Origin of the sequence: Variovorax sp. 278MFTsu5.1 (genome assembly GCF_048305045.1) — a bacterium.
Classification (GTDB): domain Bacteria; phylum Pseudomonadota; class Gammaproteobacteria; order Burkholderiales; family Burkholderiaceae_C; genus Variovorax; species Variovorax guangxiensis.
Genome location: NZ_CP157622.1, coordinates 6,457,358 through 6,478,299, shown reverse-complemented (window position 1 = coordinate 6,478,299; position 20,942 = coordinate 6,457,358). Strand labels below are relative to the sequence as shown.

Annotated in this window: 19 protein-coding genes; 5 read left to right on the top strand and 14 right to left on the bottom strand. The window is 66.9% G+C overall.

Annotated features, from left to right (window positions below; all coding sequences use genetic code 11):
* Window positions 1–15: 15 nt before the first annotated feature.
* The 5 genes from ABL844_RS30250 to ABL844_RS30230 all read right to left on the bottom strand — a co-directional run bounded on the left by ABL844_RS30250 (window position 16) and on the right by ABL844_RS30230 (window position 6,625).
* On the bottom strand, window positions 16–1,347 hold the full coding sequence (locus ABL844_RS30250; RefSeq protein WP_126021239.1) for an ABC transporter substrate-binding protein: 1,332 nt from the start codon (window positions 1,345–1,347) through the stop codon (window positions 16–18).
* 59 nt (window positions 1,348–1,406) lie between these two features.
* Window positions 1,407–2,471 carry a branched-chain amino acid ABC transporter permease gene (locus ABL844_RS30245; RefSeq protein WP_125950549.1) on the bottom strand — a complete coding sequence of 355 codons (1,065 nt, stop codon included), beginning with the start codon at window positions 2,469–2,471 and terminating at the stop codon, window positions 1,407–1,409.
* A gap of 164 nt (window positions 2,472–2,635) precedes the next feature.
* Window positions 2,636–3,565: a branched-chain amino acid ABC transporter permease gene (locus ABL844_RS30240; protein ID WP_126021240.1), complete on the bottom strand. Its 930-nt coding sequence runs from the start codon at window positions 3,563–3,565 to the stop codon at window positions 2,636–2,638.
* Window positions 3,566–3,725: 160 nt separating this feature from the next.
* Entirely contained in the window at window positions 3,726–4,508 is a 783-nt protein-coding gene (locus tag ABL844_RS30235; RefSeq protein ID WP_184639600.1) for an ABC transporter ATP-binding protein, read from the bottom strand.
* A gap of 161 nt (window positions 4,509–4,669) precedes the next feature.
* Window positions 4,670–6,625 (bottom strand): AMP-dependent synthetase/ligase, encoded by a 1,956-nt coding sequence (locus tag ABL844_RS30230; RefSeq protein ID WP_126021242.1) that lies wholly within the window; start codon window positions 6,623–6,625, stop codon window positions 4,670–4,672.
* A gap of 84 nt (window positions 6,626–6,709) precedes the next feature.
* Here ABL844_RS30230 and ABL844_RS30225 point away from each other — a divergent pair, with 84 nt between their 5' ends.
* Both ABL844_RS30225 and ABL844_RS30220 read left to right on the top strand, forming a co-directional pair.
* Window positions 6,710–7,489 (top strand): Crp/Fnr family transcriptional regulator, encoded by a 780-nt coding sequence (locus tag ABL844_RS30225; protein WP_418118345.1) that lies wholly within the window; start codon window positions 6,710–6,712, stop codon window positions 7,487–7,489.
* The gene (locus ABL844_RS30220; RefSeq protein WP_126021244.1) at window positions 7,486–7,953 is read left to right on the top strand and encodes a hypothetical protein; all 468 of its coding nucleotides are present in this window, start codon (window positions 7,486–7,488) and stop codon (window positions 7,951–7,953) included. The genes ABL844_RS30225 and ABL844_RS30220 overlap by 4 nt, the downstream gene beginning before the upstream one ends.
* 15 nt (window positions 7,954–7,968) lie before the next feature.
* On the opposite strand, the gene ABL844_RS30215 is transcribed toward ABL844_RS30220, so the two are convergent.
* Window positions 7,969–9,189 (bottom strand): type II toxin-antitoxin system HipA family toxin, encoded by a 1,221-nt coding sequence (locus ABL844_RS30215; RefSeq protein WP_418129926.1) that lies wholly within the window; start codon window positions 9,187–9,189, stop codon window positions 7,969–7,971.
* Complete coding sequence (locus ABL844_RS30210) at window positions 9,179–9,460, bottom strand: helix-turn-helix domain-containing protein (protein ID WP_418129925.1); 282 nt, start codon at window positions 9,458–9,460, stop codon at window positions 9,179–9,181. Before ABL844_RS30210 ends, ABL844_RS30215 begins: the two co-directional genes overlap by 11 nt.
* 173 nt (window positions 9,461–9,633) lie before the next feature.
* Here ABL844_RS30210 and ABL844_RS30205 point away from each other — a divergent pair, with 173 nt between their 5' ends.
* Both ABL844_RS30205 and ABL844_RS30200 read left to right on the top strand, forming a co-directional pair.
* On the top strand, window positions 9,634–10,398 hold the full coding sequence (locus ABL844_RS30205; protein ID WP_418129924.1) for an SDR family NAD(P)-dependent oxidoreductase: 765 nt from the start codon (window positions 9,634–9,636) through the stop codon (window positions 10,396–10,398).
* 19 nt (window positions 10,399–10,417) lie between these two features.
* On the top strand, window positions 10,418–10,675 hold the full coding sequence (locus ABL844_RS30200; protein ID WP_418123206.1) for a hypothetical protein: 258 nt from the start codon (window positions 10,418–10,420) through the stop codon (window positions 10,673–10,675).
* Between the two features lie 15 nt (window positions 10,676–10,690).
* Here ABL844_RS30200 and ABL844_RS30195 read toward each other — a convergent pair whose 3' ends face one another.
* Both ABL844_RS30195 and ABL844_RS30190 read right to left on the bottom strand, forming a co-directional pair.
* Window positions 10,691–11,683: an MBL fold metallo-hydrolase gene (locus ABL844_RS30195; protein ID WP_418129923.1), complete on the bottom strand. Its 993-nt coding sequence runs from the start codon at window positions 11,681–11,683 to the stop codon at window positions 10,691–10,693.
* A 79-nt stretch (window positions 11,684–11,762) separates the two neighbouring features.
* On the bottom strand, window positions 11,763–12,758 hold the full coding sequence (locus ABL844_RS30190) for a Bug family tripartite tricarboxylate transporter substrate binding protein (RefSeq protein WP_418129922.1): 996 nt from the start codon (window positions 12,756–12,758) through the stop codon (window positions 11,763–11,765).
* Window positions 12,759–13,018: 260 nt separating this feature from the next.
* On the opposite strand from ABL844_RS30190, the gene ABL844_RS30185 reads away from it, so the two are divergent.
* Complete coding sequence (locus ABL844_RS30185; RefSeq protein WP_418129921.1) at window positions 13,019–13,396, top strand: VOC family protein; 378 nt, start codon at window positions 13,019–13,021, stop codon at window positions 13,394–13,396.
* A gap of 16 nt (window positions 13,397–13,412) precedes the next feature.
* Here the strand turns inward: ABL844_RS30185 and ABL844_RS30180 are convergent, their stop codons facing one another.
* Genes ABL844_RS30180 through ABL844_RS30160 form a run of 5 tightly spaced genes read right to left on the bottom strand, consistent with a single transcriptional unit; the run spans window position 13,413 to window position 20,370 of the window.
* On the bottom strand, window positions 13,413–13,994 hold the full coding sequence (locus ABL844_RS30180; RefSeq protein ID WP_418129920.1) for a superoxide dismutase: 582 nt from the start codon (window positions 13,992–13,994) through the stop codon (window positions 13,413–13,415).
* Window positions 13,995–14,037: 43 nt separating this feature from the next.
* Window positions 14,038–14,712 (bottom strand): helix-turn-helix transcriptional regulator, encoded by a 675-nt coding sequence (locus tag ABL844_RS30175; RefSeq protein ID WP_418129919.1) that lies wholly within the window; start codon window positions 14,710–14,712, stop codon window positions 14,038–14,040.
* A gap of 32 nt (window positions 14,713–14,744) precedes the next feature.
* Entirely contained in the window at window positions 14,745–16,184 is a 1,440-nt protein-coding gene (locus tag ABL844_RS30170) for an efflux transporter outer membrane subunit (protein WP_418129918.1), read from the bottom strand.
* Entirely contained in the window at window positions 16,181–19,261 is a 3,081-nt protein-coding gene (locus tag ABL844_RS30165) for a MexW/MexI family multidrug efflux RND transporter permease subunit (RefSeq protein ID WP_418129917.1), read from the bottom strand. The genes ABL844_RS30170 and ABL844_RS30165 overlap by 4 nt, the downstream gene beginning before the upstream one ends.
* Window positions 19,258–20,370, bottom strand: a complete 1,113-nt coding sequence (locus ABL844_RS30160; RefSeq protein ID WP_418129916.1) for an efflux RND transporter periplasmic adaptor subunit — start codon at window positions 20,368–20,370, stop codon at window positions 19,258–19,260. Before ABL844_RS30160 ends, ABL844_RS30165 begins: the two co-directional genes overlap by 4 nt.
* Between the last annotated feature and the right edge of the window lie 572 nt (window positions 20,371–20,942).

Sequence of the window (20,942 nt, the reverse complement as noted above, 5' to 3'; positions counted from 1 at the left end):
CGCTCGCTCAGCGCATCAGGACTGGCAATCCGCTGCTTCGCGGCGCGTCAGCTTCTTCTCGCCCGCGTACTTGTCGGCCGCGGCCTTCACCATCGGCTTGATGATCTGCTCGTCGGCCTGGTACCAGTCGGACATGTCGCCCCACTTCGCGCCGTCCCAGGTGTGCACGCGCGCCCAGGTCGAGCCCATGTGGTCCTGGCACGAGGTGCTCACCGGGCGCATCACGCCCGAGAAGCCCAGCGCGTCCAGCTTCTTCTGGTCGAGCGCGAGGTTTTCCATGCCCCAGCGAACCTGCTCGCCGGTCATGACCTTGCCCTTGCCGAAGCGCTCCTGCGCGCGCTTCACGGCCTCGATGGTCAGCATCTGGATGATCACGCCGCGCGTGTAGAGCACCGAGCCCACTTCGTCCTTCGGACCTGTGCCCTGGCCCTTGTCGTGCACCTGCTTGAGGATGTCCTGGATCACCTTGGGTTGCGTGCCCGAGGTGTTCAGCGCCAGCGCGTGGTAGCCCTTGGCATTGGCGCCCACGTCCTTCACGTCGGGCTCGGCGCCGGCCCACCACACGCCGTACATCTTCTCGCGCGGGTAGCCGGTGGCCACGGCCTCCTTCAGGGCGGTGGAGTTCATCACGCCCCAGCCCCACAGCAGCACGAAGTCGGGGCGCTGCTGGCGAACCTGCAGCCAGGCCGACTTCTGCTCCACGCCGGGCGCGGTCACCGGAATCAGCGAGAGCTCGAAGCCGTTCTGCTTGGCGCGCTCCTGCAGCAGCGGAATCGGTTCCTTGCCGAAGGGCGAGTCGTGATAGACGAGGGCGATCTTCTTGCCCTTGAGCTTGTCCATGCCGCCTTCCTTCTTCCCGATGTGCTGGATCAGGATGTCGGCCGCGGTCCAGTAGGAGCCCATCAGCGGGAAGTTCCACTTGAAGACGCCGCCGTCCTGCGAGGCGGCCAGGCCGTAGCCCAGCGTGATCAGCGGGATCTTGTCGGTAGGCACCTTGTCGGTCAGCGCGAAGGTGATGCCGGTGGCCTGCGGGTCGAAGAGCGCCACGCCGGGGCGGCCCTTCAGGCGCTCGTAGCACTCCACGCCCTTGTCGGTGGCGTAGCCGGTCTCGCACTCCTCGTACGCGATCTTCACGCCGTTGATGCCGCCGGTGGCGTTGACCAGCTTGATGTAGTCCTGCTTGCCGTTGGCCCAGGGCGTGCCGTTGGGTGCGTAGGGGCCGGTGCGGTACACCAGCAGCGGGAAGAACTGCTCCTTGGCCTGCGCGTTGACCACGGATGGCGCGAGCGCGGCGCCGAGGGTGCCGGCCACCAGGGCGGCGGTCAGAGCGAGCGATTTCAGTTTCATGCCTGTCTCCTTTGTGGGCACCTCGGTGCCGGGTTTTGACTAACGGGAACCTTTGGATCTCAATGCGGGAAGGGCCACAGCCGCAGCTTCTCCTTGGCCGTGGACCACAGCCGCGCGAGGCCGTGCGGCTCGACGATCAGGAAGAACACGATCAGCGCGCCGAAGATCATGGTCTCCAGGTGCGAGGCCAGCGCGGTGGAAATCGAGAAGCCCAGCCAGCCCGGCAGCTGGTTGAGCAGGAGCGGCAGCAGCACGATGAAGGCGGCACCGAAGAAGCTGCCCATGATCGAGCCCAGCCCGCCGATGATCACCATGAACAGCAGCTGGAACGAGCGGTCGATGCTGAAGGCCGCCGGCTCCCACGCGCCCAGGTGCACGAAGCCCCACAGCGCGCCGGCCACGCCGACGATGAAGCTGCTTACCGCGAAGGCCGTGAGCTTGGCGTACACCGGGCGGATGCCGATCACCGCGGCGGCCACGTCCATGTCGCGCATCGCCATCCATTCGCGGCCGATGGCGCTGCGCACCAGGTTCTTGGCCAGCAGCGCGAACACCGAAACGAAGATCAGGCAGAAAAGATACTTCTGCGCTGGCGACTCGATGGGCACGCCGAACACGTTGAGCCCCGCCACGCTCACCGAGCCGGAGGAAGAATTGTTGGTGAACCACTGGATGCGCAGGAAGGCCCAGTCGGTGAAGAACTGCGCCGCCAGCGTGGCCACGGCCAGGTACAGCCCCTTGATGCGCAGGCTCGGAATGCCGAAGAGCACGCCGATCACCGTGGCGCACAGTCCGCCCAGCAGCAGCGAGGCGATGAGCGGCATGCCGTCGATGCGCACCTGGAAGTTGTAGGCCGCGTATGCGCCCACCGCCATGAAGGCGCCGGTGCCCAGCGAGATCTGGCCGCAGTAGCCCACGAGGATGTTCAGCCCCAGTGCGGCGAGCGAAAGAATGAGGAAGGGCGTGAGGATGGCGCGCATCCAGTAGTCCGACACGCCCAGCGGCACCACCACGAACGCCACGAGCAGCAGAACGAGGATGGCCAGGCGGTCCTGCGCGATCGGGAAGATCTGCTGGTCGGCGCGGTAGCTCGACTTGAATTGGCCGTTTTCTCTGTAGAACATGTCAGTAGGTCGAAAGCGGGATCGGACAGCCGAACGCAGAGGTCGCGAAGGTCTCGCAGAGGTCGCAGAAGGAATGCAGAAAATCTTGAGGTTTTCTTCTGCGACCTCTGCGCAGCTTTTGTATTTCTTCTGCGTTCGGCTGTCCGTATTCGAAGTTCTTCATCTCACACCCGATCGATGATCTTTTCGCCGAAGAGGCCCTGCGGACGCACCAGCAGGAACACCAGCGCCAGCACATAGGCGAACCAGATCTCGATGCCGCCGCCGAACATCGGGCCGAGATAGATCTCGGAGAGCTTCTCGCCCACGCCGATCAAGAGGCCGCCGATGATGGCGCCCGGAATGGAAGTGAGGCCGCCCAGGATCACCACCGGCAGCGCCTTCAGCGCCACCAGCGAGAGCGAGAACTGCACACCCAGCTTCGACCCCCAGATGATCCCGGCCACCAGCGCCGAGAAGCCGGCCACCGACCACACGATCACCCAGATGCGCTTGAGCGGAATGCCGATGGACTGCGCGGCCTGGTGGTCGTCGGCCACTGCGCGAAGGGCGCGGCCGGTGGCGGTCTTCTGGAAGAAGATGGCCAGCACCACCACGAGGCCCGCGGCCACGAGTGCGGCGATCAGGTCTTCCTGGCTCAGCAGCAGGCCGCCCTGGAAGGTGTTCTCCAGCACCATCAACGGTTCCTTGGGCATGCCCACGTCGATCTTGTAGATGTCGTTGCCGAAGATGGTCTGGCCCACGCCGTCGAGGAAGTAGGCGATGCCCAGCGTGGCCATCAGCAGCGTGATGCCTTCCTGGTTCACCAGCTTGCTCAGCGCGAGCCGTTCGATGAGCCAGGCCACGAGGACCATCACCGCCATGGCCGCGACGAAGGCCAGGATGTTCGCGAGGATCTGGCTTTCGAAGCCGAACCACTGCGGGAACCACTCGGCGAAGCGCGCCATTGCCAGCGCCGCGAACAGCACCATCGCGCCCTGCGCGAAGTTGAAGACGCCGGAGGCCTTGTAGATCAGCACGAAGCCGATGGCGATCAGCGAATAGAGCATGCCGACCATCAGGCCGCCGAAGAGGGTTTCGAGGAAAAAGCCCATGGTCAGTTTCTTTCTCCCTCTCCCGCTTGCGGGAGAGGGCAGGGGTGAGGGCAAGCGGCGTTGGAGATGCTGCCGTTTGTGATGAGGCCGTCGACCCTCACCCCAACCCTCTCCCGCAGGCGGGAGAGGGGGCAAGACAGGAAGCGGTCGTGCGCGGCCATCAGTGCTCCACACCCAGATAGGCCCGGATCACGTCTTCGTTGTTCCGGACTTCATCCGGCGTGCCGTCGCCGATCTTCTTGCCGTAGTCCAGCACCACCACGCGGTCGGAGATGTCCATCACCACGCCCATGTCGTGCTCGATCAGCACGATGGTGGCTCCGAACTCGTCGTTCACGTCGAGGATGAAGCGGCTCATGTCCTGCTTCTCCTCCACGTTCATGCCGGCCATGGGCTCGTCCAGCAGCAGCACCTGCGGCTCCATCGCGAGCGCGCGGCCCAGGTCCACGCGCTTCTGCAGGCCGTAGGGCAGGCGGCCCACCGGCGTCTTGCGGTGCGCCTGGATTTCGAGGAAGTCGATGATGTGCTCGACGAACTCGCGGTGCGCGAGCTCCTCGCGCTCGGCCGGTCCCCAGCGCAGCGCCTGCGCGAACAGGCCGCTCTTCATCTTGAGGTTGCGGCCCGTCATGATGTTGTCGAGCACGCTCATGCCCTTGAAGAGGGCCAGGTTCTGGAAGGTGCGCGCCACGCCCATCTCGGCCACCTGGCGCGAGTTCATGTGCTTGAAGGTCTGGCCCCGGAAGGTGATGGAGCCCTGCTGCGGCCAGTACACGCCGTTGATGCAGTTCAGCATCGAGCTCTTGCCCGCGCCGTTCGGCCCGATGATGGCCCGCACCTCGTGCTCGCGCACGTTGAAGCTGATGTCGGTGAGCGCCTTCACGCCGCCGAAGCTCAGGGAGATGTTCTGCACGTCCAGGATGACGTCGCCGGTTTTTCTAGCCATGGACGGGCTCCTGGACGCGGACAGCCGAACGCAGAAGTCGCGAAGGTTTCGCAGAAGTCGCGAAAGAAGACCATGGAAAGTTCATCCGATTCCCTCTGCGACTTCTGCGCAGTTTTTGTATTTCTTCTGCGTTCGGCTGTCCGAATTCGAGTGCATTCATCTCACGCCGCCTTTCCCAACGGCGCGAACCGCTTCGCCTCGACGATCTTCAGCGTCGCGCTCACCACGCCCGTGCGTCCGTCCTCGAACTTGACCTGGGTCTCGATGAACTGCTCCTTCCTGCCGCCGTAGAGCGCGTCGACCAGCACTGCGTACTTGTCGGCGATGAAGCCCCGGCGCACCTTGCGCGTGCGGGTTAGCTCGTCGTCGTCGGGGTCGAGTTCCTTGTGCAGCACGAGGAAGCGCGCGATCTGGGTCTCGCCCATGCCGTCCTCGGCGGCGAGGTCGGCGTTCACCTTGGCAATGCACTCGGCCACCAGCGCGAGCACGTCGGGCTTGCCGGCCAGGTCGACGTAGCCACCGTAGGCCAGGCCTCGGCGCTCGGCCCAGTTGCCGACGGCCTCGTAGTCGATGTTGATGGCGGCGCAGACCTCGTCGCGGCCGTTGCCGAAGCACACGGCTTCCTTGATCTGCGGGAAGAACTTGAGCTTGTTCTCGATGTAGTTGGGCGCGAACATCGCGCCGCCCACGAGGCGGCCCACGTCCTTGGCGCGGTCGATGATGCGCAGGTGGCCCTCGCTGTCGAGCACGCCCGCGTCGCCGGTGTGGAAGTAGCCGTTCGCGTCCAGCACCTCGGCGGTGGCGTCGGGGCGCTTGTAGTACTCCTTGAGCACCGAAACGCCGCGCACCAGCACCTCGCCGTCTTCGGCGATCTTCAGCTCGATGCCGGGCGCGGCCGTGCCCACGGTCTGCAGCTTGACCTTGCCGTCCTGCTGCAGGCACACGTAGGCGCAGGTCTCGGTCTGGCCGTAGAACTGCTTCAGGTTGACGCCGATGGAGCGGTAGAAGCGGAACAGGTCGGGCCCGATGGCCGCGCCCGCGGTGTATGCCACGCGGATGCGGCTCATGCCCAGCACGTTGCGCAGCGGGCCGTAGATCAGCAGGTCGCCCAGGCGATACATCAGGCGGTCGCCCATGCTCACCGGCGCGCCGTTGAGAATGTCGGCGCCCACGCGCTGCGCCAGCGCCATGAACTTCGCGTACAGCCAGCGCTTCGGAGCCGCCGCGTCTTCCATGCGGATCGACACGGCCGTCAGCAGCCCCTCGAAGGTGCGCGGCGGGCCGAAGTAGTAGCTCGGGCCGATCTCGCGCATGTCGTTCATCACCGTTTCCGACGACTCGGGACAGTTGAGCGTGAAGCCGCCCACCAGCCACTGCGCCACCGAGAACAGGTGGTCACCCACCCACGCCATCGGCAGGTAGCTCATGATGTTGTCGCCGGGGCCGAGCCTGTCGGTTTCCACGCCGCCACGGCCCGCCGCGATGAAGCTCGCGTGCGTCTGGCACACGCCCTTGGGGCGGCCGGTGGTGCCGGAGGTGTAGAGGATCACGCCCACGTCCGTCGCTTCGCCGCTGGCCACCGCGCGGTCGTAGTAGCCGACGTTGGCCTTGTCGAACTCGCGGCCCAGCGCGCGCAGCTGCTCATGGCTCATGAGCCCGGGCTGGTCGTAGTGGCGCAGGCCCTTGGGGTCGTCGTAGACGATGTAGCGGATGCCGGGCTGCTTGCCCTGCTGCATCTCGCGGCATTCGAGCAGCTTGTCGACCTGCTCCTGGTCTTCGACGATCACGAACTCGATGCCTGCGTCCTGCAGCATGAAGACCATCTCGCCGGCCACCGCGTCCTGGTACAGCGGCACCGGCACGCCGCGCAGGCTCTGCGCCGCGACCGCCGCCATGTACAGGTGGGGCCGGTTGGCGCCGACGATGGCCAGGTTGTCGAAGGGCCTGAAGCCCAGGCTCGCGAGGCCGCAGGCGGTCTCGCGCACTTCCTGCGCGACGGCGCTCCAGCTCCAGGTTTGCCAGATGCCGAGGTCCTTCTCGCGCATGGCTGGGGCCTCGGGCTGGGCCTCGGCGTGCGCGAGCAGCAGACGGGGAAAGGTGGGGGCGGGTGTTTGCACAGTGGCCGGATCGTAGGACTCACTTTGACGCCCGCTTGTCGTTCCAACGACAATCCTAGGGACACTACTCCCCGGAGTTTCCCGATGCCTCACGGCCATCCCACCCACAGCGCGCTCGGCGGTTCGACCATCAGGGACCGGGTGCGCGCAGCCAATGCGCAGGAACTGGAAAGTATTCCGTGGCTGCCCACGCTCACGCCCGCCGAGCGGCGCCGCGCCGAGGCCGCGCTGGTGGTCGGCGAGGCCGAGCCCGGCGACCTCGTCTGCCGCGTCGGGCGCTCGCCCACCTACTGGTTCGGCGTGGTCGAGGGACTCCTGAAGATGAGCAACGACAACGCCGACGGCGGCTCCGTCACCTACACCGGCGTGCCGCCCGGCGGCTGGTTCGGCGAAGGCACGGTGATGAAGCGCGAGCCCTACCGCTACAACATCCAGGCGCTGCGGCGCAGCCTCATCGCCGGCCTGCCCACCGACAGCTTCCACTGGCTGCTCGACCATTCCATCGGCTTCAACCGCTTCGTGATGAACCAGCTCAACGAGCGGCTGGGCCAGTTCATCGCCGCGCTCGAGATCGACCGGCTCAACAACCCCGACGCGCGCGTGGCGCGCAACCTCGTCTCGCTCTTCAACCCCGTGCTGTATCCGGGTGTGGGCGAAGTCCTGCGAATCACCCAGCAGGAACTGGCCTACCTCGTCGGCCTCTCGCGCCAGCGCGTGAACGAGGCGCTTAACGCGCTGTCGGCGCAGGGGCTGATCCGCGTGGAGTACGGCGGCCTGCGCGTGCTCGACCTGCCGGGCCTGCGCGCGACCGCGATGTCGAACAAGAAGAACCAGCCGGCGCCAACCCAGGCGGAAAAATCATGACCAATCTCTCCGACAAGCTCCAGATCGTGCCCGCGAATGCCGAGGCCGCATTCATCCCGCCTCCGGAACCACCCAAGGCCAAGCCCGAAAGCGCCGGCCCCACGCTGGAGGAAGTCATCGAGCGCAACGAGGCGCTCACCGAAAAGGTAGAAGCGCTCGACGCGGTGCTGGCCAAGCCGCTCGCCGAGATCCTGGCCGACCGCGAGAAGGCCGAGGAAGCCGCGCTCGCCTGGGATCGCTTCGGCGCGATGTGGATGCTCTCGCAGCGCGCCATGCGCCGCGTTGCCCTCGACCTCGCGGCGCAGCTCGGCGTGAGCGAGGAAGAAGTCGTGGCGCGCGCCATGGCCAATGCCAACGCGGTGCTCAACGGTGCGGACGAGGTCGACCTGGGCGGCACCATCGCGCCGGCGCAGATGCAGCACATTGCGCGGCATCGCAACTTCCTGAGGAAGCAGTTCCGCTAGAGCCGCCTCCGGCTGTTATCGCGTCTTGGCGTGGATCATCCCGTCGGTCCACGTGTCTCGCATCTTCGCCAGCAGGTCTTTCGGGATCCGCTGGTCGCCGCGCGCCTCGTCCAGCGTCTTTCGCATCCCCTCGGCGATTCGCTCGAGAACGAGGGCGGGCTTGGCGACCCCGCATACCTTGCTGCCGAAAAGCAGCAGCTCCTCGGTCGTCGGATAGGCCCTGGTGTGGCCCTTGCCCGCGAAGAGCTTGAGCGCAAGCGTGCGGTCCTCCAGCTCGGGCCCGCCCTCGTAGCGCGTGTACCTGTAGATCGCGGTGGTCACCACGTCGAACATGGGCGCGAGGCGGCAGTCCGCCGTCGAGGTGTAGAGCAATCCGTAGTTCTTGAGGTGGCCGTCGCCGTTGCGCACCATGATGCTGAAGGCGACCTGCTCGAAGAAGCGCGCCAGGTTCTCGCTGGGCAGCTGAAGGTACTGCATCAGCTCGGCGATGCGCTGGTAGCTGCCGTGGTACTTCCGATCGGACTGGATGTCGCGCACCCGGAGGTTCATCAACGCCGCGATGTCCTCGAACCCGATGCGCGAGCCGTCCGCCGCGATGTCGAACCTGTCGACCAGGAGCAGCTGTCCGTCGTCCGAGAGATCGAAGCCGGGTGTCTCGATGCCGGCGTGGCCGGCGGCCGTCAGGCACAAGAACTCGTTGGCCGACAGGCCCGGGTAGGAAGGAGCGGCGGCCTTCACGATGATCGTGGGCACCGGGAGGGTGACCCGATCCGGCACCATGATCTTCGGCTGCATGCCGGCGATGCCTGCGCCCGTGCTCAGATACGCCCGCACCAGTTCGTCGAACACCTCGGGTGTGTAGCGGGTCTGCAGTAAGGTCTTGCGGTCGATGATCCGCAGCGCCGCAAGTGGCTCGGTGCCCGGCAGCCGGAAGCCCAGCCGCCCGATGCCATTGGAGCCGACCACCGCGAGCAGGTGCATCGGGGTGAGCTGCTGCTTGGGGAACATCGCCCGCAGGCGCAGGTACAGGTCGCCCTCCGGCAGGTTCTGATCCATGACCGCGAAGAGGTCGCCGTCCTGGTATGTGGGCCGGGTCGGCGGCATGAGGAGCGCGACCGAGGGCTGGTCCGCACGGCCGTCGAGGTACCGGAACTCGTAGACGGAGTGCCTGAGCAACTGCCCGGCGGGCGCGCCGGCGATCTCGACGTCGAGCTGCCTGATCTTTTCAGGAAGCATCGTCGTCCTCGTCCTCGTCCTGTCCGAAGCGTTGCGTGACTTCCTCCAGCGTCGGCATGCCCAGGCGCTCCAGGCTGATCGTGAGATCCATGGCGCGCAGGATGTCGAAAAGCGAGGCGAGGGTGACGTCTTCTCCGCGCTCCAGGCGGTAGAGAACGTTGCGCGCGCGGCCCGACCGTGAGGCGATGTCGGTCGCCTTCAGGCGGCCTTCTTTTCGCGCGCGCTTGATGGCTTGTCCAAGCTCGCCGGGGAGCCTGATTTTGTCCTGCATGCGCCACATTTTGGGGTCGAAAACGGAATTTGTCCATTTTGAAGGACAAAAATCCATCTATAGCCGGTACGTTCAGGACTCGGTGCCGCGGCGACGGATTCAACCGTGGGCCCGATCGAAATTCATCGCATCGCCTAAGCTCGCGGTTTTCTTTCCGTCTCCATCGCAATCCCATGTCTAGCTCTCACCTCACCCTCATCACCGGCGCCTCGCGCGGCCTGGGCCAGGCCATGGCCGAGCAGCTGCTGCAGGCCGGCCACACGGTCGTCGGCATTTCGCGCAAGCAGTCGTCCGCGCTGGCCGAGGCGGCCAAGGCTGGCGGTGCCGAGCTCACGCAATGGGAGCAGGACCTGTCCGACCCGGTGGCCGCGGCCGAGCGCCTCTCGGCCTGGCTCAAGACCGTCGACGCGCAGCGCTTCGACAGCGTCACGCTCATCAACAATGCCGGCACCGTGGGCAACCCCGCGCCGCTGTCGCGCGCCGTGGAGTCGGAACTGTCGCTGGCCCTGCGCATCGGCCTCGAAGCGCCGATGCTGCTGACGGCGGCCTTCCTCGGTGCCACGCGCGAATGGCGGGGCGTGCGCAAGGTGCTCAACATTTCCTCGGGTCTGGGCCGCAACGCCATGGGCAGCCAGGCGCCGTACTGCGCTGCGAAGGCCGGCATGGACCACTTCTCGCGCGCCGTGGCGCTGGAGGAGGCGAATGCGCCGAACGGCGCGCGCATCGTCTCGCTGGCGCCGGGCGTGATCGACACCGACATGCAGGTGCAGCTGCGCGGCGCCTCGGCCGAGAAGTTTCCGGACCGCACGCGCTTCGAGAAGATGAAGAACGAAGGCATGCTCGACAGCCCCGCCACGGCCGCGGCCAAGGTGCTGAAGTACCTCGCGCGCGCGGACTTCGGCGCCAAGCCCGTGGCCGACGTGCGCGACCCCGACTGAGCGGAAGGCGAGCGACATCATGGCAACGGCCCAGGCCATCGACACCGGCGAGTACAAGCTCTTTCCCTCGCCGCGCAACGTGCACCGCATCGTGTTCGAGCACCAGGTGTTCGTGCCGCACCCCTATGCGCTGATCGTGATGAACGAGTTCGGCTTCAAGGGGCGCTACAGCCTGTTCTCGGCCTGCCGCATGAGCGACGGGAAGATGGGGCAGGTGGCGACGTTCGAGGACGTCGCCGACGTGGACATCTTCAACAGGAAGTTCGTGCCGGACTGAATCCGGCACGCCGCTTCACTGCATCGCGAACCTGTCGCGCTGCGCCTGCGCGCATTCGCCCATCACGTTCAGTGCGCGCTCCACTGTGGGCGTGCCCATCACGAACGGATTTGCCGCGCCCGCGGGCTGCTGGCGCAATGCCGCCATCTTGGCCTGCGAGCTGTCGACGTTCGAGTGATTCGACAGCATCACGTCGATGTTCTGCGCCTTCACCACCGAGTCCATGCGCTTCGTGGATGCAACGTAGCTGTCAAGCCGCGGAATGTCCTTGCCGAAGTTGAAGCCGGTGCCGCCCCAGAGCATGGCGCGGTGCCTGCGGCCGTTCTCGCTCACATCGAACACCGGCGAGAGCGTGCCCATGGTGTGGCCGGGCGTGAGGTAGAGCGTGACGGTGGTGTCGCCCAGCGTGACGCGGTCGCCGTCCTTCACCGAGATGTCCCGCTTCGGAGGCGCACCCCAGATCGGCGTGGCGAACTCGAGCTTGGTCTCGGTCATCGTCCAGTCGGGCTCGCTCATCACCACGCGCGCGCGGTACTTCTGCGCGAGGTACGGCGCGCCGCCGTAGTGGTCGCCGTGGCCGTGCGTGACGATCACGTATTTGATCTGCGCCGGGTCCAGGCCCAGCTTGCGCATGCCGCCTTCGATCAGCGCGGCGGCTTCCACCTGGTTGTTGAGTGCATCGATGAGGATGATGCCGTCCGAGGTCTTGATGGCCCAGGCGCTGACCCAGTCGGCGCCCACGAAGTAGAGGTTGTCGAAGGCCTTGGCGGGCGGCGGTGCCGGCTTGTTGATGAGCAGCGGCAGGCCCTTGTCGAGCTCTTCCTGCGGCGGTCGCGTGGCGGGGGCGGGCTTGCACAGCGAGAGCAGCGGCCCGAGGTCTGTGCCCGCGGCCTTCGTGGCTGCCGCGACGTGGGCGGCGACGGTGGCGTCTGAAGGCTTCTGCGCGGCGGGTGTCTGCACGCAGCCCTGGGCGAAGGCGACAACCGCCGCGAGGGCGGCTGTCTTCAATGGAAGCGAAGGAACCATCGGTGTCTCCATGCCGTCGATGCGGCTTGTTCTGGAGACACCATTCTGCGACCCGAATGGCTTATTCGATTGTCGCGCCCGAGGCTTGCACGATGCCCTTCCACTTCTCGTAGTCGGTCTTCAGCAGCGCGCCGAACTGCTCGGGCGTCATGCTCTGTGGCTCGGCGCCCTGCGCGATGATGGCCGCCTTCATGTCGGGCGTGGCCAGCAGCTTGTTGATCTCGGCATTGAGCGTGGTCACCACATCCTTGGGCGTGCCGGCCGGCACGAAGATGCCGTACCAGGTGCTCACGTCGAAGTCCTTGTAGCCGAGCTCGGCGACGGTGGGCGTCTCGGGCAGCGAGGTGCTGCGCTTGGCCGAGGTGACGGCCAGCGGACGCAGCTTGCCGGCCTTGATCTGCGCCATGGCCGAGGGCACCGACGACACCATCAGGTCGACGTTGCCCGCGAGCACGTCCATCATGGCCGCGTTGGAGCCCTTGTAGGGCACGTGGCGCATCTTGATCTTGGCGGCGCCGTTGAAGATCTCGCCGGCCAGGTGGATGGTGGTGCCGTTGCCGGGCGAGCCGTAGGTGACTGTGTCGGGCGCGGCGCGCGCGGCCTTCACCACGTCGTCGAGCGTCTTGAACTTCGAATTGGCCTGCGTGACGATCACCACCGGCGTGTAGGCCACGTGGGCTACCGCGGTCAGGTCCTTCACCGGGTTGTAGCTCAGGCTCTTGTAGAGCCAGGGTGCGACGACCATGTTGTCCTTCTGGCCCATCACGATGTCGTAGCCCGTGGGCGCGGCGCGCGCGGCCTCGGCGATGCCGATGGTGCCGCCGGCGCCCGCGCGGTTGTCGGGCACCACGGTCCAGTGCTTGGCCTCGGTGAGCTTCTGGGCTACCAGGCGGGCCAGGATGTCGGTGCCGCCGCCGGGCGGGAAGGGCACGATCAGGCGCACGGGCTTGGCGGGGTAGGCGGTGGTCTGTGCGTGGGCGGTGGCTGTGAAAGCCAGCGGGAGTGCCAGCGAAAACGCCAGCGAGGTGGCCAGCTTGCCGAGATGTCTGCGGATCATGGGTTGTCTCTTCGTCGGAATAGATCGGGGGGTTGCAGCCGTTGCCTGCGGTCACTGCACCGGGGGTGCAGTGTGCCGGAAGCCGCGTAAGAAGGATTTCTTCATTCGCGACGGGGCACGTATCGACTTGCGGGGGCCCATTTTCCGATGCCTTGACAGGGCTCCGTCCGACGCAAATACTGCACCGCATGGTTGAGTATTTTTGGCAAGCCCGGCGTCCTGCCTTTTCGATGGCGCGCGGGGCCTGGAAGGAGACTCGCATGCTCGGAAACATCAACGCAGTGGCCAACCTCGCGGTGAAGGATCTCGCCGTGGCCCGCCGCTTCTACGAAGACACGCTGGGCCTGTCCCAGGTCGATGCGGAGGGCGACGAAGTGATCGTCTACCGCAGCGGCAACACGCGCATCAACGTGTACCGCTCGCAGTTCGCGGGCACCAACCAGGCGACGGCCGTGACCTGGGCCGTCGACGGCGACATCGAGCGCGTCGTGGATGCGCTGAAGTCGCGAGGCGTGAGCTTCGAGCACTACGACATGCCCGACACGAAGCTGGTCGGCGACCTCCATGTCATGGGCGACATGAAGGTCGCGTGGTTCAAGGACCCGGACGGGAACATCCTGAACCTGATCAACGATTGATCGATCGAGCGATCGATCAGCCGAAGTTCTTCGCGGCGAAGTCCCAGTTGACCAGCTTGGCCAGGAAGGTCTCGACGAACTTCGGGCGCAGGTTGCGGTAGTCGATGTAGTAGGCGTGTTCCCAGACGTCCACCGTCAGCAGCGCGGTGTCGGCGGTGGTCAGCGGCGTGCCGGCTGCGCCCGTGTTCACGATGTCCACCGAGCCGTCGGTCTTCTTCACCAGCCAGGTCCAGCCCGAGCCGAAGTTGCCCACGGCCGACTTCACGAAGGCTTCCTTGAAGGCGTCGAAGCTGCCCCACTTGGCATCGATGGCCTTGGCCAGCGCGCCAGTGGGAGCACCGCCGCCCTGGGGCTTCATGCAGTTCCAGAAGAAGGTGTGGTTCCAGATCTGGGCGGCGTTGTTGTAGATGCCGCCGCTGGACTTCTTGACGATCTCTTCGAGCGTCATCGACTCGAATTCGGTGCCCTTTTGCAGGTTGTTGAGGTTCACCACGTAGGCGTTGTGGTGCTTGCCGTAGTGGTACTCCAGCGTTTCTTGCGAGTACTCGGGTGCCAGTGCATCGAGTGCGTAGGGCAGGGGTGGGAGCTTGTGTTCCATCGTGGTTCCTTTGGGTTGGTGAAAGAGTCGGGAAAAAGAAATCTCAGGTGGCCGCCTTGGGCTCGACCCGGTAGGCGCAGCGCCGCGCGCCCGCCAGCACGTGCTCGACGCGGCTGACGTTCACGTCGGGGCCCAGCACCTCGTTGAAAAGCTGCAGCTCGCTGCGGCAGAAGCCCGTGCAGGCCTGCGCCGCGGTGCAGATGGGGCAGTGGTTCTCGATGAAGAGAAAGCCGTCGCCCCGGCCCTCCTCGTCGGGCCGGAACTCGGCCATGTAGCCCTCGCGGCTGCGGATATCGGCCAGCCGCTCCAGCCGCGTCTTCAGGCTGCGCGCGCCGCGCATGGCCTCGGCGTAGTTGGTGCGCATCGTGGCCTCGCGCGCGTTGATGAGCTGGTCCATGCCCTTCTGGCCGAACACGCTGATGACGGCGCTGATCATCTGCACCGTCATCTCGGCGTGCGTGTCGGGAAAGCGCTTGTGGCCTTCCCCGGTGAGCCGCCAGATCTGCGTGGGCCGGCCCCGGCCGCCGGAGCGGCTCTCGGCGTCGACCAGGCCTTCCGTCTCCAGCTTGGCCATCTGCTGGCGCACCGCCTCCACCGTGACGTTGAGCACCTTGGCGATGTCGGGTATGCCGAGCGCGCCACGGGTCTTGAGCGTCGAGAGGATGCGGTCTGCCGGCTGGTGCGGCATCCAGGTTGGCTTTGCATCGGGGGCGGACATGTCTGCTTCTGGCATGGAAAACAGCACCATTGTCAGGTGGTTGGCGCTCCTTTCGCCACCGAGGGTGCTTGCCAGCCCCCGCCCAGCGCCTTGTAGAGCGCGACCAGGCTGGTGTACGAGGCGGTTTCGGCCTCGGCCACGGCGTCCTGCGCGCGCAGCAGGGTGCGCTGGGCATCGAGCACGCTCAGGTAGGGCGCGGCGCCTTCGCGGTAGCGCACCTCGGCCAGCTCGGCGGCGCGGCTGCTGCGGGCGGATGCCTCCACCAGCCGCTGCAGGCGCAGCTGGTTCTGGCCATAGCCGGTGAGCGCGCCTTCCACGTCCTCGATGGCGCGCAGTACCGTCTGCTCATAGAGCGCGCGGTCGCCCTCGACACGGGCTTCGGCGCCGCGCACGCGGGCCTTCACCGAGCCCAGCCGCAGGGCAGGCCAGCTCACGCCCGGCGTCACGCTGAAGGCCCGGCTCGACGAACTGCCGAGGTCCGAACCCCGCAGCGCGACGAAGCCGAGGAAGCCGCCGATGTCGAAGCGCGGATAGAGCTCGGCCGTGACCGCGCCCACGTCGGCCGTGCTCGCGGCAAGCCCGCGCTCGGCGCGCAGCACGTCGGGCCGGCGGCGCAGCAGCTCGCTCAGGTCGCCCACGGGCAGGCGCTTGTCGAGCACGCGCAGCTGGCGCGGCTGCAGCATCGGCTCCAGCTCGCCGGGGCGCAGGCCGGCCAGCACCGCGACGCGGTAGGCCGACTGGCGGCGCGTGGTTTCCAGCGCAGGCAGCTGGCTCTCGGTGGTCGCGAGGTTGGCCTGCGCGCTCGCCAGGTCGCCTTCGAGGCCGCGCCCGGTCTGCACTTGCGCCTCGGTCACGCGCAGGCTCTGGCGCAGGCTGTCGAGCGTGCGGCGCGTCACTGCGATGCGCTGCTCGGCGCCGCGCATCTCGTAGTAGTTGCGCGCCAGTTCGGCCACGGCCACGATGCGCACCTGCTCCAGGTCGGCCGCGCTGGCCTCGGCGCGCGCGGTGGCGGCCTCGTCCAGGCGCTTCAGCCGGCCGAACAGGTCGATCTCCCACGATGCGTCGAAGCCCGCGCGGCTGCTCTGTGCCAGCGAGCGCACGTCGGGCTGCGCGCCGTTGTTGCCCTGGGCGATGCCGCGCGTCTTGCTCGCGCTGGCGGTCACCACCGGCAGCCGGTCGAGCTCCGCCCCGGTCTGCACCGCGCGGGCTTCGAGCAGGCGGGCCTGCGCGATCCGGATGTCGTGGTTCTCGGCCAGCGCGCGGTCGACGAGCGCGTCGAGCTGCGGATCGTCGAGCTGGCTCCACCAGTCGCGCTGCACCGCGTCGTTGGCGAAGAGTGAACTCTCCGGTGCGCGGATGACCACCGGCGCATCCGCCGGGGCCTTGTAGTCGGGCCCGACGGCGCAGCCGGCGAGCACCAGCATGCCCAGCGCGAAGGGAGCGGCGTAGGAAAAGAGTCGGTTCATGGTCATGCTCCTTCGGCCAGAGCTTCGAGTTCGGCCGCGCGCTGCGAGCGGCCCTCCGCGCGGTGGTCGCGCGCCAGCAGCGTGTACATGGTGGGCAGCACGAAGAGCGTGAACAGCGTTCCCACCAGCATGCCGACCACGATCACCAGCCCGATGCTGAAGCGGCTGTTGGCGCCGGCCCCGCTCGCAAAGAGCAGCGGCACCAGGCCCACCACCATCGCGGCGGTGGTCATCAGGATGGGGCGCAGCCGGATGCGTGCGGCCTCTTCGATGGAGGAGCGCCGGTCCAGGCCCTTGTGCATCTGGATCTCGTTGGCGAACTCCACCATCAGAATGCCGTGCTTGCTGATGAGCCCGATCAGCGTCACCAGCCCGATCTGCGTGTAGATGTTGATGGTGCCGAAGCCCAGTGCCAGAGGCACCAGCGCGCCGCAGATCGACATCGGCACGCTGATCAGGATGATCAGCGGGTCGCGCAGGCTCTCGTATTGCGCCGCCAGCACCAGGTAAATCACGACGATGGCGAACACGAAGGCCATCACCAGCGCCGAGCCTTCCTGCGTGAACTGCCGCGCGTCGGACTGCCAGTCGAAGCTGAAGCCAGCCGGCAGCTTCTTCGCCTCCTCGCTCAGGAAGGCCACCGCGTCGCCCATGGTCACGCCCGGCGCTGGAATGGCCTGGAAGGTGGCCGCGTTGAGCTGGTTGAACTGCGTGAGCTTGTTCGGCCCCACGCTGGTCGACAGCTGCACCAGGTTGGCCAGCGGCACCGGCTGGCCGCTAGCGCTCTTCACGAAGTAGCGCGAGAGCGCCTCGGCCGTCAGCCGCTGCTCGCGCGGCGACTGCGGAATCACGTCGTACGAGCGGCCGTCCATGCCGAAGCGGTTGACGTAGTTCTCGCCCACCAGCACGGCCAGCGTGTCTCCGATGGACTTCATCGTCACGCCCATGCTGTTGGCCTTGGCGCGGTCCACGCGGATCTCTACCGTGGGGTTGTTGAACTCCAGGTCGCTGTCGACCACGATGAACTTGCCGCTGTCGCGCGCCGACTTCTTCAGCGACTCCATCGCCTCGAACACCGTGCGGTGGTCGCCCGCGCTGCGGATCACCATCTGCACCGGCAGCCCGCCGGTCGAGCCCGGCAGCGAGGGCAGCTGGAAGGCGAAGACGCTGCTGCCTTCCACCTCGTTCATGCGGCCTTGCGTGTCGCCCTGGATCTGGTCGGCGTTGCGCTTGCGGTCCTTCCAGTCGGAAAGCTGCACGCCGCCGATGCTGTTGGAGACACCGTCCGAGCCGTTGATGAGCCAGCGGCCGGTGTTCTCGGGCAGCGATGCGAACACGTCGTCCCACTTCTTGCCGAACTTCTCGACGTAGTCGATGTTGGCGTGCTGCGGCGACTTGATGGCCGTCAGCACCATGGCCTGGTCTTCACCGGGCGCCAGCTCGCGTTGCGCCGCGTTGTAGAGGAAGGGCAGGCTCGCCAGCACCAGCGCCGCGAAGATGCCGGTCACCCAGCGGTGGTGCAGCGACACGTCAAGCAGCTTGCCGTAGCCCGTGGCGAGCCGGTGGAAGAAGCTCTCGGCCGCGCGCGCCATGCGGCTGCCGGTGGCGTCCTGCGGCAGCAGGAAGGAGCTCATCACGGGCGACAGCGTGAGCGCGATCACGCCCGACACCACCACCGCGCCCGCCAGCGTGAAGGCGAATTCCTTGAAGAGCGAACCGGTGAGCCCGCCCATGAGGCCGATCGGCGCGTACACCGCGGCCAGCGTGAGCGTCATGGCAATCACGGGGCCGGCCACTTCACGCGCACCGATCAGTGCAGCCTGCACGCGCGACTTGCCTTCCTCGATATGCCGGTGCACGTTCTCCACCACCACGATGGCGTCGTCCACGACCAGGCCGATGGCCAGCACCATCGCCAGCAAAGTCAGCAGGTTGATGCTGAACCCGAACAGCAGCATCAGCGCGGCCGCGCCCAGCATCGACAGCGGAATGGTCACCACCGGAATCAGCACCGCGCGCACCGAGCCCAGGCACAGGAAGATCACGATCACCACGATGGCGATGGCCTCCAGCAGCGTGTGGCGCACCTCGTCGATGGACGCCTCGATGAAGCGCGCCAGCTCGAAGGGAAGCTGTACTTCCACGCCCGGCGGCAGGTTCTGCTTGATGCCGGGCAGCAGCTCGCGGATGCGCTTGACGATCACCAGCGGGTTACCGTTGGGCGCGGCCTGCAGGCCGAGGTAGATGGCGGGCACGCCGTCCATGGTCGCGCTGCTGTCGGCGCTGGCCGCGCCCAGCTCCACGGTGGCCACGTCGCCCAGGCGAACGATGGCGTCACCCTCGCGCTTGACGACCATGTCGCGGAACTCGGCCACGTTCACCAGGTCGGTGTTCACGCGGATGTTCGACACCACGTACAGGCCCTTCACCTGCCCGGGCGCGGCCTGCACGTTGTTCTGGCGCAGCGCGTCGGCCAGCTCGCCGGCCGAGATGCCGCGCGCGGCCATGCGGTTGGGGTCGAGCCACACGCGCATCGCGAGCGTCTGCCCGCCCGACACCTCCACGCCCGACACGCCCGTGATGGACGCGAACTGCGGCTGCACCACTCGCGAGAGATAGTCGGTGAGCGCGGGCATCGGCATCGTCTTGCTCGAGAAGCCCACGTAGGCCACCGCGGTGGCCTCGCCCGAAGACTTCAGGATCACCGGGTCGAAGGCCTCCGCCGGCAGCCGGTACTTCACCTGGCTGACCTGCGCCATCGCCTGGGTGAGCGCCTGGTTGGCATCGGCGTTGAGCTTCATGCGCACGCTGATCACGCTGCGGCCCAGAGTGGATGACGACGACAGGTAGTCGACGTTCTCGATGGTCGCCACCGCCTGCGCGATCGGCTGCGTGACGAAGCCCTGCATCAGCTCCGGCGAGGCGCCGGGGTACTGGGTGGTGATGGTGAGCGTGGTGCTCTCGGTCAGCGGGTACTGCCGCACCGGCAGGTCGCCCAGGGCGCGCGCGCCCAGCAGCAGGATGAGCGTGCTCACCACCAGCGCCAGCACGGGCCGGCGCACGAAGAGGTCGGTGAACTTCATGACTTCGATTCCTGCGCGAGCGACAGCGTGTCCTTGTCGCCGGGCGCGACCGCCGCGCCGGTGTAAAGGCGCAGCTGGCCCGAGGTGACGACCTTGTCGCCGGGCGAGAGGCCCTTCTCGATCACCACCAGTCCGTCCTGCCGCTCGCCGGCCTTCACGAAGACCTGCTGCGCGGAGAAACCGCCGCCTTTTTCGGTGGGAACCACGATGAACACCGAGTCGCCGTGCGTGCTGTAGGTGATGGCCGTCTCGGGCACGGTGATGGCGTCGGTGCGTGCCGGCAGCGCGACCCGGCCGTTGACGAACATGCCCGGCGCGAGCGCGCCGTCGGCGTTGTCGACCGTGGCCTGCAGGCGCACCGTGCGCGTGTCGCTGCCGATCTGTGGCTCGATGGTGCTGAGCCTGCCCTGGAACACGCGTCCCGGATACGCGTCGACCGACAGCGCCACCTGCTGGTTGCGCTTGAGCGCGGGCAGGGCGGTCTCGGGCAGCGTGATGTTGGCGAAGAGCGTGCGGCTGTCGGTGAGCGACACCAGCGCATCGCCCGCGCGCACGAACTGCCCGAGGTTGACGCGGCGGATGCCGAGCACGCCGTCGAACGGCGCCTTGATGCGCTTCTGCTCCAGCAGCGCCTGCACGCGCCGCAGCTCGCCGCTGGCCTGGTCGAAGGCGGCCTGCGCCTGTTCGAGCTGCTCCTGCGTGGCCGCCTGCTGCGGCACCAGCCGGCGCGTGCGCTCCAGCAGCGCCCTCGCATTGGCGCGCTGGGCCTTCAGCCGCTCCAGGTCGCCCTGCTCGGGCGCGTCGTTGAGCTGCACCAGCACCTGCCCCGCGCGCACCTCGGCGCCGGGCGTGAAGAGGATCTTCGCGATGCGCCCCTCCACCTCGGCCGGCACCTCCACCTGCCGGTTGGCCTCCAGCGTGCCGATGCCGCCGAGGAAGCGCGCCACTTCCGTCTTCTGCGCAGCGGCGACTGCCACCTTGGCCGGCGGCATGCCGCCTCCACCCTCCGCATGCGCGGGCCGCAGCTTGGTGGCGAGCCCGAAGCCGGCGCCTCCCAATACCAGTGTCGCAAGGCCGGCACCCAGCCAGGCCCTTGATTGCTTGTTCATACGACGTCCATTATTAATCAAAGAAAGTACTTTGATTATTTGTTGATGTCGTTTGCCTGTCGATGAAGGCATCGCAATGGCCGTCATAGGCCGGGGCTATTCGCGCAAGGCAGTGCATGGGTCTCCGGGAGCTGAGCGGGAAATGCCGCAGACCTGAGACGTGCCGGCCGGGCTTGTTGTGACAGTCGGGCTCTTCTGTCCGGCTGAATGCGTCGCGTGAAGTAAGTCGCGTCGCGGAGCTTTGTCTGCGGTGCTTGGCGAGCGATGCCGCCCGGTCTCTCTACAAGTCGATGTCCTCAACTCGGAGATTCATTGCAATGATGCGAAAGGTGATCGTGGTGGGTGATCCACCAGGACGCATACCATCGGCATCGCCCCCGGGGTCTTTCAGCATTCCTGATGCTGCCTTTTCGACCGACTCACGGCTCAGCACGCTCATCTACGAGGTGACTCACTTCGATGACACCTTTTCCTCGAAGGACACCGTCGGAACTATGCGGAAAAGCCTCCCTCTGGCCTCGAACCCCGAGGAAGCGCGTTTCAACGCGGACAGCATCACTGGCTACGTGCTC

What these genes read in the sequence shown, in the direction of transcription:
- ABL844_RS30215 (WP_418129926.1), bottom strand. Translation starts at nt 9,189, where the DNA reads ATGCTTCCTGAAAAGATCAGGCAGCTCGACGTCGAGATCGCCGGCGCG.
- ABL844_RS30185 (WP_418129921.1), top strand. Translation starts at nt 13,019, where the DNA reads ATGCTCGGAAACATCAACGCAGTGGCCAACCTCGCGGTGAAGGATCTC.
- ABL844_RS30180 (WP_418129920.1), bottom strand. Translation starts at nt 13,994, where the DNA reads ATGGAACACAAGCTCCCACCCCTGCCCTACGCACTCGATGCACTGGCA.
- ABL844_RS30205 (WP_418129924.1), top strand. Translation starts at nt 9,634, where the DNA reads ATGTCTAGCTCTCACCTCACCCTCATCACCGGCGCCTCGCGCGGCCTG.
- ABL844_RS30170 (WP_418129918.1), bottom strand. Translation starts at nt 16,184, where the DNA reads ATGACCATGAACCGACTCTTTTCCTACGCCGCTCCCTTCGCGCTGGGC.
- ABL844_RS30240 (WP_126021240.1), bottom strand. Translation starts at nt 3,565, where the DNA reads ATGGGCTTTTTCCTCGAAACCCTCTTCGGCGGCCTGATGGTCGGCATG.
- ABL844_RS30220 (WP_126021244.1), top strand. Translation starts at nt 7,486, where the DNA reads ATGACCAATCTCTCCGACAAGCTCCAGATCGTGCCCGCGAATGCCGAG.
- ABL844_RS30225 (WP_418118345.1), top strand. Translation starts at nt 6,710, where the DNA reads ATGCCTCACGGCCATCCCACCCACAGCGCGCTCGGCGGTTCGACCATC.
- ABL844_RS30160 (WP_418129916.1), bottom strand. Translation starts at nt 20,370, where the DNA reads ATGAACAAGCAATCAAGGGCCTGGCTGGGTGCCGGCCTTGCGACACTG.
- ABL844_RS30175 (WP_418129919.1), bottom strand. Translation starts at nt 14,712, where the DNA reads ATGTCCGCCCCCGATGCAAAGCCAACCTGGATGCCGCACCAGCCGGCA.
- ABL844_RS30245 (WP_125950549.1), bottom strand. Translation starts at nt 2,471, where the DNA reads ATGTTCTACAGAGAAAACGGCCAATTCAAGTCGAGCTACCGCGCCGAC.
- ABL844_RS30235 (WP_184639600.1), bottom strand. Translation starts at nt 4,508, where the DNA reads ATGGCTAGAAAAACCGGCGACGTCATCCTGGACGTGCAGAACATCTCC.
- ABL844_RS30210 (WP_418129925.1), bottom strand. Translation starts at nt 9,460, where the DNA reads ATGCAGGACAAAATCAGGCTCCCCGGCGAGCTTGGACAAGCCATCAAG.
- ABL844_RS30190 (WP_418129922.1), bottom strand. Translation starts at nt 12,758, where the DNA reads ATGATCCGCAGACATCTCGGCAAGCTGGCCACCTCGCTGGCGTTTTCG.
- ABL844_RS30200 (WP_418123206.1), top strand. Translation starts at nt 10,418, where the DNA reads ATGGCAACGGCCCAGGCCATCGACACCGGCGAGTACAAGCTCTTTCCC.
- ABL844_RS30250 (WP_126021239.1), bottom strand. Translation starts at nt 1,347, where the DNA reads ATGAAACTGAAATCGCTCGCTCTGACCGCCGCCCTGGTGGCCGGCACC.
- ABL844_RS30165 (WP_418129917.1), bottom strand. Translation starts at nt 19,261, where the DNA reads ATGAAGTTCACCGACCTCTTCGTGCGCCGGCCCGTGCTGGCGCTGGTG.